The sequence below is a fragment of the Yersinia sp. 2545 StPb PI genome, from assembly GCF_052217125.1.
Classification (GTDB): Bacteria; Pseudomonadota; Gammaproteobacteria; order Enterobacterales; family Enterobacteriaceae; genus Yersinia; species Yersinia enterocolitica_E.
In genome coordinates, this window is sequence record NZ_JAZGPY010000001.1 from 193,598 (window position 1) to 208,919 (window position 15,322).

Genomic DNA, 15,322 nt, shown 5'->3' on the forward strand with positions numbered 1-15,322 from the left:
AATTGATGTTTTACCGCCGGTTAACTTTCTACCGCGCGGATGGCGTTATTGAGATTTTGCGGGGAGAGATTGGCCTGGAGAAAATCAGCTTCCTGCGGCAGATCGATTACCAGTTTGGCCACGGTGCCGAAGGTCAGAACACCCTTTTCCAATTGGTAGTCGAGCACATGGCCACCGCCATTGCGGGTGTCAGTAATAAAATGCTCGTGGTAGCCAGCAACATTTATTCCTTGGGTATAGTCTGGGCTGCGAAAACCGATGATCACGCCATTTTGATGGGTGAAATCAAACGTCGGTTGCTCGGAGATGGCTTCAAGCATGGGTTTATAGGGGCGCTGTTGGCAGGGAACGGTGCGGGTTTCAACGTGGCTGAAGGTGCCATCAATACGCAGAGCACAAAACAGATTATCTGTTTTGGTAAGGTCATCAATCACATTATGGAGCTGCTTTCTGCTTATTTTATGTTCGAAACTGCGTTTTTCTGTCGGCTGAAAAAACGTCATTACTGCGAAAGGTGTCTTCTGTTCTGGTTGTGCTGAACGGGCGCTGCCATCGGATCGTAATTGATAAATTTTACTGTTTAGTGCGACTAATTCACCATCAAGATTGTTAAATGTTCCTAATCCAAAATCACCGTGTTTCAGTAGTTCTGCCATGGTGATTTGGCCTTCATAAACCCCACTAATTAGCGCGCTCATTAGTGATGTTTGATAAATAATGCACTCAGAATGCTTTTCTCTATAGGCAATAAAGCTTTTTACAATCTCTTGAGTACATGAACAATGCGATGTTATTGATTTAGTCATCTCTCTCTCCGTCTTACCTGTAACATAAATTATATTTATATTTACGTATAAGGTTGACGCTGAAAGAACATAAGTACCAATATAGGAATCCCACTTTTTTGATATCAATAATATATGGAACTACGTTATCTACGATATTTTGCTGCGGTTGCTTCAGCCCGCCATTTCACCCGGGCGGCTGAAAAGCTGGGTATCTCTCAGCCACCACTAAGTCAGCAAATTCAAAAGCTAGAGCGGGAGATCGGGACACCACTGCTACGTCGGCTCACGCGCGGTGTTGAACTGACTGATGCAGGGAAAGCGTTCTATGTGGATGCCTGTCATATATTGACGCTTACGGATGAAGCGATAGAGCGAGCTAAAAGTATCGCGCGCGGGGAGACGGGTAAGTTGCGGGTAGGTTTTGCCAGCTCGACAGCCTTCCAGCCCTTGGTATTGCGCCTACTCCACGCCTATCGGGATAAATATCCTGAGGTGATATTGTCACCCAGTGAAAAGACCATGCCGGTGTTAATGAATGATTTGCATAACGAACGCATTGATGTGGCTTTTATCCGTCAGCCATGTGATGCCAGTAATGAATTCACCTGTAAGGTGCTGGTGGAGGAAGATATGTTGCTGGTACTGCCCCATAACCATCAGTTGCATCGCTGCCCACAAATCAATCTGCAAGCGATACAGCATGAAAAGCTGATTACTTTCCCTCGCGAAGTGGCTCCCGGATTGTTTGATACCATTATCAGCGCTTGCTACCGTGCCGGATTTAAGCCGGAGCTGGGGCAACAATCCCCCCAGTTGGTGTCTGCCATAGGGATGGTGTCGGCAGGCTTTGGTTTTACTATCGTGCCTCGCTCACTGACAACTATTCAGACGAATAATGTTACTTATCATGAGATTGACGATAGTTTGCTAAAAACCAAGATTACACTGGCATGGCGGCGGCATGAGCGCTCTGCCGCGGTACTTAATATGGTGAGTATCATTGCCCGCACGGGTAAGTAATTAACCGTTGTTAACCCTCACTCGCGGTGATAAAGGGCAATTTAAGTGTAATGCGCGTGAATTTATCTGCCTCGCTTAGGGCGGTGACACCATATTCGTTACCATAGCGGACTTTAATTCGCCGGTCTACCAGATTCATCCCCAGCCCATCGCCGTTTGGTTGCGGTTGATACAAACCAGCATTGTCTTCCACTTCCAGTATCAACGTATTGCCCTCGAGCTTACCGTGCAAGGTGATGCGCCCGTTATTGAACATCTGCGCTATGCCGTGTTTGATGGCATTTTCGACCACGGGTTGCAGGGAAAAAGCCGGTAAACGCGCTTCCATCAATTCATCAGGTAATGAGATCTCAACGGAGAGGCGGTCGGCAAAACGTGCCTTTTCTATTTCCAGATAAGCATTCACATGTTCAATTTCATCGCTCAGCGTGACCACATCATGGCTGCGCTTGAGGTTCTTACGGAAAAATGTCGACAAAGAAAGCACTAGCTTGCGGGCATGGTCTGGATTACGGCGGATTACTACTGACAGGGTATTCAGTGCGTTAAAGAGGAAGTGAGGATTTACTTGCGCGTGCAGTAGCTTGATTTCTGATTGTGCCAATAGCTGTTTCTGTTGTTCAAATTCACCCGCCAGAATCTGGGCGGACAGCAGGTGAGCAATACCTTCACCCAATGTGCGGTTGATACTGGAGAACAATTTACTTTTTGGTTCATACAGCTTGATGCTGCCAATCACCCGATGCTCTTCACCGCGTAGTGGGATAACTAACGTGGAACCCAGTTTGCAATTAGGTGAAATAGAGCAGGTATAAGGGACGGCATTGCCATCGGCATAAACCACCTGATTCAACTCAATCGCCCGGTGGGTATGGTCTGAGGTGATAGCACTCCCCACAAGGTGATGGTCGGCGCCAGTACCGATAAATGCCAGCAGCTTCTCGCGGTCGGTAATTGCCACCGCGCCAACGCCCAGCTCCTCATACAAGATACGCGCCACCCGCATACTGTTTTGTTGGTCAAAACCATGGCGTAGTTGCCCCTCCGCCCGTGCGGCAATTTGTAATGCTTTGGCTGAGAAGGCGGTGGTGTATTTTTCGAAAATAGCCCGCCGGTCCAATAAGATACGCATAAACATGGCAGCACCAATGGTATTGGTGATCATCATCGGCAGGGCAATGTTTCCGACCAACTCGACAGCTTCATGGAATGGGCGAGCAACGGCCAAAATAATTAACATTTGCAGGACTTCAGCGACCAGCGTAATGCCTGCAACCACCAGCGGCTGGAACAGCAAGTCAAGGCGGTTTTTACGTATCAAATAGCTGTGGAGGAAGCCACCCAATAGCCCTTCAGCGACGGTAGACAACATACAGGCGGTGGCGGTCATCCCACCCATGGAGTAACGGTGCAACCCACCCGTCAGCCCTACCAGAAAACCGACCGATGGCCCCCCCAAAACACCACCTAACACAGCGCCGATAGCACGGGTATTGGCGATGGAGTCCTCAATATGCAGACCAAAATAGGTGCCCATGATGCAAAACATGGAAAACGTGAGATAGCACACCAGTTTGTGGGGCAGCCGAATGGTAACCTGCATTAACGGAATAAACAGCGGTGTTTTACTTAACAGATAGGCGATCACCAGATACACACACATCTGTTGTAGCAGGGAGAAAATCAGTTCGGCTTGGCTTACGCCCATATTGATAACCACAAATGCTAATTCTTGCCGCTATTGTAACCACATTTAGCCGCAGAAAGTTTTAACCGTCACCCCTTTTAAGCAAAAAGGGCCTTATATGGGCAAACGTCAGCTCAGTTCCCTGTTTTGGGCATTTCTACTGGCCGATGTTATCCGCACTGTTTTTACGTCTTAACTTAGGGTTTTACGTCATTCACGCACGCCTTACGCCGTTTAAACACTGTTTTTTTTGCTAATTCATATGAGAAAAAATTTCATTAATAGTAAGCCGATTTTTTTGGCGGCCTTTGACTATGCTTATAGTTTGGGTAAGAAAAGTTAACTGACGAGCTTTTACTGTCAGAAAATGAGTATTAGGGCATTAAATCAACTAATTGGTTAATCATTGACCTTAGTCACTCTTTAAACGCTAAATGGATTGCATGATGAAAAGGTCGGTTCTGCTGTCAGAGTTCAGAATTCGGCTCAAAATCATGCCGTTAATCATAGGAAGAAATCATGCCAGTACTTCCCGATCGTCAGGTGATTAATCAGATTATTTCCGGCCATTATGCCGATCCCTTTTCCATTTTGGGTATGCACCAAACTGCGCAAGGGTTACAGATATGCGCTTTGCTGCCAGATGCAAAAGAAGTCTGGCTGGTCGAAACGGAAAGTGGGCGCAACATTGCTCAGTTGACCAGTGAAGACCCGCGCGGTTTTTTCATTGCGAAGCTTCCTCGTCGTAAAAGCCCGTTTCGTTATCAATTAGCGGTTACTTGGCAAGACAGTCCCCAAATCATCGAAGATCCTTATCGATTCGGGACGTTATTGCAGGATATTGACAGTTGGTTATTGGCCGAAGGCACCCATCTACGCCCTTATGAACGTCTGGGCGGGCATTTAATGAGCCTTGATGGAGTCGCGGGGGTCAGTTTTGCCGTTTGGGCACCTAATGCCAAACGAGTGTCTGTGGTGGGGGAGTTTAACTTTTGGGATGGTCGCCGCCACCCGATGCGGTTACGGCGCGAAAATGGTATTTGGGAGCTATTCCTGCCCGGTGTACAAGCCGGCCAGTTGTACAAATTTGAGATAATAGACAGTAATGATCAGGTGCGCTTAAAAGCGGACCCTTATGCATTTGAAGCTCAGATGCGGCCAGAAACCGCCTCGTTGGTCAGCCCGTTACCTGAAGTGGTACAAAATACGCCAGCAAGACAGAAAGCCAATGATTTGCGCTCACCGGTTTCTATCTATGAAGTCCATCTCGGTTCATGGCGCCGCCATACCGATAATAACTATTGGCTCAGTTATGGCGAGTTGGCTGAGCAATTGGTTGAATACGTTAAATACATGGGGTTTACCCATGTCGAGCTGCTGCCGATTAACGAACATCCATTTGATGGCAGCTGGGGTTATCAGCCGCTCGGGTTATATGCACCGACCCGCCGCTTTGGTACTCCGCAGGATTTCAAAGATTTTGTTGCCGCATTCCATACCGCGGGGATTAACGTCATCCTTGATTGGGTTCCCGGCCACTTCCCGAGTGATGAACACGGGCTCATGCAGTTTGATGGCACCTCGTTGTATGAATATGCCGATCCGCGCGAAGGCTATCACCAGGATTGGAATACCCTGATTTATAACTATGGTCGTAATGAGGTCCGTAATTATTTGGCTGGCAATGCGTTTTACTGGATGGAACGTTTTGGTATCGATGCATTGCGTATTGATGCCGTGGCTTCGATGATTTATCGCGATTATAGCCGTGCTGAAGGGCAGTGGGTGCCTAACTATTATGGCGGGCGTGAAAATCTGGAAGCGATTGCTTTCCTGCGTTACACCAATCACACCATCGGCGTTGAGCGCCCTGGCGGTGTGACGATGGCGGAGGAATCGACCGATTTTCCTGGCGTGACATTACCGCCCGATGCCGGTGGATTAGGGTTTAACTATAAATGGAATATGGGTTGGATGCATGACACGCTCAATTACATGCAGTGTGATCCGATTCATCGCAAGTACCACCATAATCTGATGACTTTCGGGATGTTGTACGCCTATACCGAGAACTTTATCTTGCCTATCTCCCACGATGAAGTGGTGCACGGTAAGCGCTCGGTGCTCGATCGTATGCCGGGGGATGCCTGGCAGAAATTCGCCAACCTGCGTGCCTATTACGCGTTTATGTGGGCGCATCCCGGTAAAAAACTGCTGTTTATGGGCTGCGAGTTTGCGCAGGGGCGCGAGTGGAATTTCGATACCAGCCTGGACTGGCATTTACTGGATGATGAAAATGGCTGGCACCGTGGCGTGCAGCGTTTTGTTCGTGACCTGAACCACTGCTATCAACAACATGCGCCACTCTATGAATTGGATTATCAGCCCGATGGCTTTGAATGGCTGGTGGTAGATGACCACGAAAACTCAGTGTTTGCTTTCTTGCGCCGTGATGCGAATGGTGGCGAACTGATTGCCATCAGTAATTTCACCCCAGTGCCGCGTTATGACTACCGTGTGGGCATTCCGCAGGCAGGGCATTATCGGGAAGTACTTAATTCTGACTCTGAGTTTTACCGTGGCAGCAATCTGGGTAATCAGGGGGGGATCCATAGCCAGCATGTCGGTAGCCATAACCACGCGCACTCATTGTTGTTAACACTACCGCCACTGTCGACTATTTACCTGTTACGGGAGGGGTAGGATGACTGGCCTTACCCGTGGTTCCCCGACACCGATTGGTGCCCATTTTGATGGGGCTGGGATAAATTTCACGCTGTTTTCAGCCCATGCTGAACAGGTCGAACTGTGTCTGTTTGATGACAATAACCAAGAGTTGAGGATTGCCTTGCCCGCCCGCAGTGGTGATATCTGGCATGGCTATCTGCCTGGAGGTAAACCGGGGCAGCGCTATGGTTATCGGGTCAGCGGGCCATTTGACCCACAACAAGGACATCGTTTTAACCCACATAAATTATTGATAGACCCCGGTGCCCATGCATTAGATCGCAAAGTGGCGGATGATCCAAGCTTGGAGGGGGGGGTTAATCAGCCCGATGAGCGCGACAGTGCTGCCGCCTTACCTAAGTGCATTGTGGTACATGAAGAATATGACTGGCAGGAGGATAAGTCACCGGCTATTCCTTGGGGCAATACCGTGATTTATGAAGCCCATGTACGCGGCTTAACCAAACTGCACCCTGATATTCCGGCTGACCTGCGTGGTAGCTATGCGGCGTTAGCTCATCCCGTCATGATTACCTATTTGCAAGACATGGGCATTACCACACTGGAGTTGTTACCGGTGCAATTCCACGTCGATGAACCTCGTTTACAGAAGATGGGACTGGGTAATTATTGGGGCTATAACGTGCTAGCGCCTTATGCCGTTGATCCTGATTATGCCTCGGGCCGTGACGGCATATCTCCGCTGCGAGAGCTACGGGATGCGGTCAAAGCGTTACATAAAGCGGGTATCGAAGTGATTCTCGATGTGGTGTTCAATCACAGCGCCGAATTGGATATTTTTGGCCCAACCCTGTGCCAGCGCGGTATCGACAATGCTAGCTATTACTGGCTCACTCCTGACGGTGAATACGACAACATGACTGGCTGCGGCAATACGCTGCGGCTTAATCATCCTAATGTCATGCAGTGGGTTATCGACTGCCTGCATCATTGGCTCGATAGCTGCCATGTTGACGGCTTCCGCTTTGATCTGGGTACCGTTCTGGGCCGCACGCCGGCTTTTGACCAACATGCCCCTTTATTTACCGCGCTGGCTGCCGATGAGCGGCTGCGTGCCTGCAAAATGATTGCCGAGCCTTGGGATATTGGTCTGGGAGGCTATCAATTGGGTAACTTCCCTACCGGTTTTAGTGAATGGAATGACCAGTATCGTGATGCGATGCGCCGTTTCTGGTTAAGGGATGACTTACCGCTGGGACTATTTGCTCAGCACTTTGCCGCTTCAAGCAATCTTTTCCAACAGCGGGGGCGTTTGCCTTCCGCCAGTATCAATCAAATTACCGCCCATGATGGTTTTACTTTGCAGGATTTGCTGTGTTTTAACCAAAAGCACAATCAAATCAATGGTGAGGAAAACCGTGATGGCAGTGATAACAATCTTAGTAATAATTTTGGTAGCGAAGGGTTGGTGGCTGATGAGGCTATCTGGCAACGGCGTAAGTCTTGTCAGCGGGCATTGTTGGCCAGCTTATTACTCTCGCAGGGAACGCCAATGTTACTGGCCGGTGACGAGCATGGTCACAGCCAGCAAGGTAATAACAATGCATATTGTCAGAACAACATCCTCACTTGGCTCGACTGGGGCAGTGCGGATCGTTCATTAATGACATTTACCGCCGATCTTATCCGGTTACGCCAGCAAATTCCGGCCCTGATTAAGGACGCATGGTGGCAGGAGGGTGATGGCAATGTGCAATGGCTGGATAGTCAGGGGCAAGTGCTGAGTGATGCAGCTTGGGAACATGGCTGCCAGAAACAGCTGCAAATTCTGTTGTCTCAGCGCTGGCTGGTGGTGATTAACGCCACTGGTCAAGAATGTGAAATACAGTTACCTGCGGGGGAATGGGAGGTTATCCCTCCTTTTGGGCCGTCAGATCAGATGGAATCATTCACCGTATGGAACGGAGCCGCGCATGACATTTGCGTGCTCGTACTGAAATCTTAAGGAGTCAGCCATGGTTAAATTCGAAAATAAAGACCCATTGATGTTAGCCAGACAATTACCGAATAAATCTGTAGCGCTGATTCTGGCCGGAGGTCGTGGTTCTCGTCTGAAAGATTTGACCGCCACCCGTGCCAAACCGGCGGTACATTTTGGCGGCAAGTTCCGTATCATCGATTTTGCGCTATCTAACTGCCTGAATTCAGGTATCCGCCGTATCGGTGTCATCACCCAGTACCAGTCTCATACTCTGGTGCAGCATATTCAACGTGGCTGGTCATTCCTCAACGAGGAGATGAACGAGTTTGTTGATTTATTGCCTGCCCAACAACGTTTGAGCACCGAGCATTGGTACAAAGGTACTGCGGATGCGGTTTATCAAAACCTGGATATTATCCGCCGCTATGAGGCGGAATATGTGGTCATTCTGGCCGGTGACCACATCTACAAGATGGATTACTCGCGCATGCTCATCGACCACGTAGAGAAAGGCGCTGAGTGCACCGTTGCTTGTATCCCGGTACCCATTAACGAGGCCAATGAATTTGGGGTAATGGAGGTGGACGAGGATTACCAGATAACGGCTTTCTTTGAAAAACCTGCGAACCCGCCTTCAATGCCTGGACGGCCTGATATGGCGTTAGCCAGTATGGGGATCTATATTTTTAATGCCAATTATCTGTTCAAGTTATTAGAAGAAGATATGAATACCCCTGGCTCTACCCATGATTTTGGTAAAGATTTGATTCCCAAACTTACCGAACAGAAGGCGGCTTGGGCACATCCGTTTGATCTCTCCTGCGTGACCTCCAATGCCGAATTGCCACCTTATTGGCGTGATGTTGGGACATTGGATGCCTACTGGCGGGCCAACCTGGATTTGGCATCGGTCACACCAGAGCTGGATATGTATGACCGTGCCTGGCCAATCCGTACCCATATGGAGCCGTTGCCGCCGGCTAAGTTTGTTCAGGATCGCTCCGGTAGCCATGGCATGACCATGAACTCGCTGGTCTCCGGTGGCTGTATTGTTTCTGGCTCGGTAGTGGTGCATTCGGTGTTGTTCCCTCGGGTTCGGGTGAACTCGTTCTGTACCATTGATTCCACGGTATTGCTGCCTGATGTCAATGTTGGTCGCTCGTGCCGTTTACGCCGCTGCATTATTGATCGCGCCTGTCACATACCTGAAGGGATGGTTATCGGGGAGAACGCCGATGAAGATAGCGCCCGTTTTTATCGTTCGGAGGGCGGGGTGGTGCTAGTGACCCGTGCGATGCTGGCGAAATTAGCCGTCAACGTCAAATAGGGCTATTTTATTTATCCGATAGGTGTCAGGAGTCACGATGCGGGTCTTACACGTATGTTCTGAGCTATTTCCTTTGTTGAAAACAGGGGGATTGGCTGATGTTGTTGGCGCTTTACCTGCCGCACAAATTGCTGAAGGGGCCGATGTTCGGGTCATGCTACCGAGCTTCCCTGATTTGCGTCGTGGAATACCAGACACCGTGCTGGTTAGGGAGATAGACACCTTTGCCGGACGGGTTTCTCTGCGCTACGGCCATTATCAGGGCATTGGTATCTATCTTATTGATGCTCCGGGGTTATATGACCGCGCTGGCAGCCCTTATCACGACCAGTCGTTGCATGCTTACGCCGATAACTATCGCCGCTTTGCCTTGCTGGGATGGATGGCGTGTGAGCTGGCCTGCGGGCTGGATGGTTTCTGGCGTCCCGATGTGGTGCATGCCCATGATTGGCACGCTGGGCTGGCCTGTGCTTATCTGGCGGCGCGTGGTAGACCGGCACGATCAGTATTTACCGTCCATAATCTGGCCTATCAGGGGCTATTTTCTGGGTACCATTTGGCTGAGTTACAACTCCCCGCCGCATTTTTCCAAATGTACGGGTTGGAGTTCTACGGTCAAATTTCCTATCTGAAAGCTGGGCTGTTCTTTGCTGATCATGTCACTACTGTCAGCCCGACCTATGCCAAAGAAATTACCCAACCTGCTTTTGGTTACGGCATGGAAGGGCTGCTGCAAGAACGAGCCAGTCAGGGGCGTTTGACCGGCATCCTCAATGGGGTGGATAGCGCCATTTGGGACCCACAGAGCGATACCTTGCTGCACGCCTGCTATGACATAGAGAACCTGCAGCAGAAAGCGGTGAATAAAGTGCATCTGCAAACCACGATGGGGTTGGAGGTGACGGATAAGAAACCTATTTTTGCCGTGGTCAGTAGATTGACCGAGCAAAAAGGGTTGGATTTGGTGCTGGAAGCTTTGCCTGAATTACTGAAACTAGGTGGGCAACTGGCGGTCTTGGGGGCGGGGGATGCCATTCTACAAGAGGAGTTTTTGGCGGCAGCGGCAGACTATTCCGGCCAGGTTGGGGTACAAATTGGTTATCACGAGGCATTTTCTCACCGAATTATTGCCGGTGCGGATGTGATTCTGGTGCCTAGCCGTTTTGAACCTTGTGGGTTAACGCAGTTGTATGGTTTGAAATATGGCACTTTGCCACTGGTCCGGCATACGGGCGGGTTGGCAGATACCGTGGTGGATTGCGCGCTGGAAAATCTGGCGGATGGCAGCGCCTCGGGGTTTGTGTTTGATGAATGCGATGCGCAGGCATTGGTGCGGGCAATTCGCCGTGCTTTTGTTCTGTGGAGCCGGCCAAAACATTGGCGTCATGTTCAGCGCCATGCAATGGGGTTGGACTTTGGTTGGCAAGTAGCTGCTGGTCAATATCTGTCACTTTATCGGCGTCTCTAGTTGTCGATTTGTTGTAACCACGAATTGGGAAAACCGTTATGACATCACCGTTCAGTTATACCTCACCCGTTGTCAGTGTGGATGCGCTGAAACACTCGATTGCCTACAAATTGATGTTTATTGTCGGCAAAGATCCCTCGATTGCGACTCAGCACGATTGGCTGAATGCGACATTATTTGCGGTACGGGATCGGATGGTAGAACGCTGGCTACGCTCTAACCGCGCACAATTATCACAAGACGTTCGTCAGGTTTACTATCTGTCGATGGAGTTTTTATTGGGGCGAACCCTCTCTAATGCACTGTTATCTATGGGTATTTATGAAGATATCGAACAGGCGCTGGATGAGATGGGCCTCAATCTGTCAGAGCTGTTGCAAGAAGAAAACGACCCTGGGCTTGGCAATGGTGGCTTAGGCCGTCTGGCGGCGTGTTTTCTGGACTCACTGGCAACACTGGCACTACCGGGCCGTGGCTACGGCATCCGCTACGAATATGGCATGTTCAGCCAGAAAATAGTGGATGGCCAACAGATGGAGTCGCCAGATAACTGGCTGGAATATGGTAATGCCTGGGAATTCCCACGCCATAATACCCGCTATAAAGTGCGCTTCGGTGGCCGAATTCAGCAGGAAGGCAGCAAAACTCGCTGGCTGGAAACCGAAGAAATCCTCGCCTGTGCTTATGATCAAATCATCCCTGGCTTTGATACGGATGCAACTAATACACTGCGCTTATGGTCTGCGCAGGCCAGTAATGAAATCAATTTGGGCAAATTCAATCAGGGTGATTACTTTGCTGCGGTTGAAGATAAAAACCATTCAGAAAACGTATCACGAGTGTTGTATCCCGATGATTCTACCTATTCCGGCCGTGAATTACGTTTGCGACAAGAGTACTTTTTAGTGTCGGCGACGGTACAGGATATCCTCAGCCGCCACTGGACCATGCATCAGACGTTCGATAATCTGGCAGATAAGATTGCTATTCATCTCAATGATACTCACCCAGTCCTTTCCATTCCTGAAATGATGCGTCTGTTGATCGACGAACATAAGTTCAATTGGATGGATGCGTGGGACGTGGTGCAGCAGGTGTTCTCATACACCAATCACACGCTGATGACCGAAGCGCTGGAAACCTGGCCAATTGACATGATTGGCAAAATCTTACCGCGCCATCTGCAAATCATTTTTGATATCAATGATCACTTCCTCAAACTGGTGCAGGAACAATATCCGTCTGAACCAGAACTGTTGCCACGAGTCTCTATTATTGATGAAACCCATGGGCGGAAGGTCCGTATGGCATGGCTTGCGGTGATCGCCAGCCATAAAGTTAACGGTGTGTCTGCTTTGCACTCTGAACTCATGGTGCAGTCACTGTTTGCCGATTTCGCTCACATTTTCCCTAATCGCTTCTGCAATAAAACCAATGGGGTGACGCCACGGCGCTGGCTGGGGTTGGCTAACCGACCACTGGCTACGGTATTGGATGAGAGTATTGGTCACAATTGGCGGACTGATCTGAGCCAACTCAGTGAGCTGGAAAAAAACCTCGATTACCCCAGCTTCTTGCAGGCATTGCAAAAGGCCAAGCTGGAGAACAAAAAACGGCTGGCGGCTTATATTGCTGAAAAATTGAATATTGTGGTCAATCCGGGCGCGTTGTTTGATGTGCAAATCAAACGTATTCATGAGTACAAACGACAATTGCTGAATGTGTTGCATGTTATCACCCGCTATAACCGTATTCTCGAAGCACCGAATGAGAAGTGGGTGCCGCGCGTGGTAATTTTTGCCGGTAAAGCGGCATCAGCGTATTACAATGCTAAGCAAATCATTCGATTGATCAACGATGTAGCGAAGGTAATCAACAATGACCCTCGGATTAATAACCTACTGAAAGTAGTATTTATTCCAAACTATAGCGTGAGTCTGGCGCAGTTGATCATTCCGGCGGCTGACCTATCGGAACAGATTTCTCTGGCGGGAACCGAGGCTTCGGGTACCAGTAATATGAAGTTTGCCCTCAACGGGGCGCTGACCATTGGCACATTGGATGGGGCTAACGTCGAGATCCGCGAACATGTGGGTGAGGAGAATATCTTTATCTTCGGCAATACCACCGAACAGGTCGAGGTGCTGCGTAACAATGGTTATAACCCACGGAAATATTACGATGAAGATCCTGAATTGCATCTGGCATTGACGCAAATGGCGACAGGCACCTTTAGTCCCGAAGACCCTAAGCGTTATACCAGCCTGTTCGATTCACTGGTTAATTTTGGTGATCACTACCAGCTATTGGCTGATTATCGCAGCTATGTGGATACTCAGGAGCAGGTTGATACGCTATATCGCCATTCGGACGAATGGACGCGCAAGACGTTACTCAATATTGCCAATATGGGTTACTTCTCTTCAGATCGTACCATTGAAGAATATGCCGACGAGATTTGGCATATTAAACCTATCAGGCTGTAGTTATATCCACTGAGCTAATAATAAAAACCCTCTTCAACAGTCAACTGTGAAGAGGGTTTTTTTAAGCAGATCGATGAACTGGATGGGTTATCAGGAAACCAGCGATAATGTCTGTTGTTTCCCGGCCTGCACCTGTGCCAACCATTCGGCAACGCGCTGTTTCTGCGCATCGTCCAGAGCCATACCTAACTTGGTACGACGCCAAATCGCATCATCTAGTTCTACAACCCATTCTTTTTCAACTAGATAGCGTAATTCTGCTTCGTACAAGCCATGGCCGAAATGTTCACCCAAGCTTTCGATACTGGTCGCTTCTGCCAAAATTATCTCGCTATGGCTACCATAAGTACGGGTATAGCGGCGGGCCAGCCCTTCAGGTAACCAGTTATAGCGATGGCGCAACTGAACAGTATAGTTATCACGGCTGCCGCCAATATCACCACCCGGCAATGCGCCAGTCTTGGTCCATGCTGGGCCGACATTCTGATAGTAGCCAGACAGTTTTTCCAGCGCGTGTTCTGCCAGTTTGCGATAGGTGGTCAGTTTGCCGCCAAATACAGAAAGCAGTGGTGCTTTACCGTCTTCATCGGCTACATCCAACGTGTAGTCGCGGGTAACAGCTTGCGGTGAATCTGATTCGTCGTCACATAGCGGCCGTACACCAGAGTAGGTCCACACGATATCGTCGCGACCCAACTGTTTTTTAAAGTGATCGTTATACACTTTCAGCAGGTAATCGATCTCTTGTGAGTCGATCTTCACCTCTTTCGGATCGCCGTGGTACTCCACGTCAGTAGTGCCGATGATGGAATATTCATCCAACCACGGAATGACGAAAACAATACGATGGTCTTCGTTTTGCAGAATATAGGCTTGTGGCTGATTATGAACCCGTGGCACGACGATATGGCTGCCTTTAATCAAGCGGATGCCATAAGGCGATTTCAGCTTCAGGCCGTCGTCGAAGAATTGTTTAACCCATGGTCCGGTCGCATTTACCAAGCCTTTGGCACGCCAGGTAAAGGTTTTGCCGGTATTCACATCAATGGCTTCAACCATCCATAGACCTTGTTCACGCCAGGCACGGGTCACTTTGGTACGGGTGCGGACTTCACCACCGCGCTCGACCACTTCTTGGGCATTCAGCACCACCAGGCGAGCATCATCGACCCAGCAGTCAGAATATTCGAAACCGCGCACCAATTCTGGTTTCAATACCGATTCTGGTCCAAAACGCAACCCTTTACTGGCAGGCAGACTGGTACGTTTGCCCAAGTGATCGTACAGGAACAAACCAGTGCGGATCATCCAGGCTGGGCGCAGGTGGGGTTGATGCGGCAGACGAAAACGCATTGGGAATGCGATATGCGGTGCCAGTTTCAATAATACTTCACGTTCGGCCAGTGCTTCACTTACCAGACGGAATTCATAGTGTTCCAGATAGCGCAGGCCACCGTGGATAAGTTTGGAGCTGGCGGAAGACGTAGCACAGGCCAAGTCTTGCGCTTCCAGCAGCAGAACGGACAGGCCACGCCCTGCCGCATCCGCAGCGATACCGGCACCATTAATGCCGCCACCGATCACGATCAAGTCTTTGGTTTCCATGCTTCCTCTCTCCAGATGTTCGAAACAGCTCTTTAATGTTCGTTTTCGCTCATGATTGTAATCAAAAACCAACAAACAAGCCAAGAGTTAACCAAAAAAAAACATTCCCCCGTGATGGAGGTAACAGTTTTGTTATCAAAATGTGGGGAAAGTTTGGATTTGGATTTGGATTTGGATTTGGATTTGGATTTGGATTTGGATTTGGATTTGGTGATTAGGTTTGGTTGTTCGGTGTTCTGTGGTCCGATTCGGTTGTTAGAGCACTTGAGTTG

At 49.3% G+C, this 15,322-nt stretch carries 9 protein-coding genes; 6 read left to right on the top strand and 3 right to left on the bottom strand.

Annotated features, from left to right (window positions below; translation table 11 throughout):
• Positions 1-20 precede the first annotated feature (20 nt).
• Positions 21-806, bottom strand: coding sequence for an acetolactate decarboxylase (gene budA / locus V1955_RS00760; protein ID WP_083161271.1), 786 nt, complete (start codon positions 804-806; stop codon positions 21-23).
• A gap of 114 nt (positions 807-920) precedes the next feature.
• Here budA and V1955_RS00765 point away from each other — a divergent pair, with 114 nt between their 5' ends.
• Entirely contained in the window at positions 921-1,808 is an 888-nt protein-coding gene (locus V1955_RS00765; RefSeq protein ID WP_083161269.1) for a LysR family transcriptional regulator, read from the top strand.
• 10 nt (positions 1,809-1,818) lie between these two features.
• Here the strand turns inward: V1955_RS00765 and V1955_RS00770 are convergent, their stop codons facing one another.
• Positions 1,819-3,516 (bottom strand): sensor histidine kinase, encoded by a 1,698-nt coding sequence (locus tag V1955_RS00770; protein WP_083163957.1) that lies wholly within the window; start codon positions 3,514-3,516, stop codon positions 1,819-1,821.
• A 498-nt stretch (positions 3,517-4,014) separates the two neighbouring features.
• Here V1955_RS00770 and glgB point away from each other — a divergent pair, with 498 nt between their 5' ends.
• The 5 genes from glgB to glgP are packed head-to-tail and all read left to right on the top strand — an operon-like array spanning position 4,015 to position 13,445.
• On the top strand, positions 4,015-6,198 hold the full coding sequence (glgB, locus tag V1955_RS00775; RefSeq protein WP_102970495.1) for a 1,4-alpha-glucan branching protein GlgB: 2,184 nt from the start codon (positions 4,015-4,017) through the stop codon (positions 6,196-6,198).
• A gap of 1 nt (position 6,199) precedes the next feature.
• A complete protein-coding gene (gene glgX / locus V1955_RS00780; protein WP_420073632.1) occupies positions 6,200-8,188 on the top strand; it encodes a glycogen debranching protein GlgX in 1,989 nt (662 codons plus the stop codon).
• A 10-nt stretch (positions 8,189-8,198) separates the two neighbouring features.
• Complete coding sequence (glgC, locus tag V1955_RS00785) at positions 8,199-9,491, top strand: glucose-1-phosphate adenylyltransferase (RefSeq protein ID WP_083161267.1); 1,293 nt, start codon at positions 8,199-8,201, stop codon at positions 9,489-9,491.
• A gap of 37 nt (positions 9,492-9,528) precedes the next feature.
• The gene (glgA, locus tag V1955_RS00790; protein WP_442820430.1) at positions 9,529-10,959 is read left to right on the top strand and encodes a glycogen synthase GlgA; all 1,431 of its coding nucleotides are present in this window, start codon (positions 9,529-9,531) and stop codon (positions 10,957-10,959) included.
• Between the two features lie 38 nt (positions 10,960-10,997).
• Positions 10,998-13,445, top strand: a complete 2,448-nt coding sequence (gene glgP, locus V1955_RS00795) for a glycogen phosphorylase (protein ID WP_083161263.1) — start codon at positions 10,998-11,000, stop codon at positions 13,443-13,445.
• 90 nt (positions 13,446-13,535) lie between these two features.
• Here glgP and glpD read toward each other — a convergent pair whose 3' ends face one another.
• A complete protein-coding gene (gene glpD / locus V1955_RS00800) occupies positions 13,536-15,050 on the bottom strand; it encodes a glycerol-3-phosphate dehydrogenase (RefSeq protein WP_372568487.1) in 1,515 nt (504 codons plus the stop codon).
• Positions 15,051-15,322: the final 272 nt, after the last annotated feature.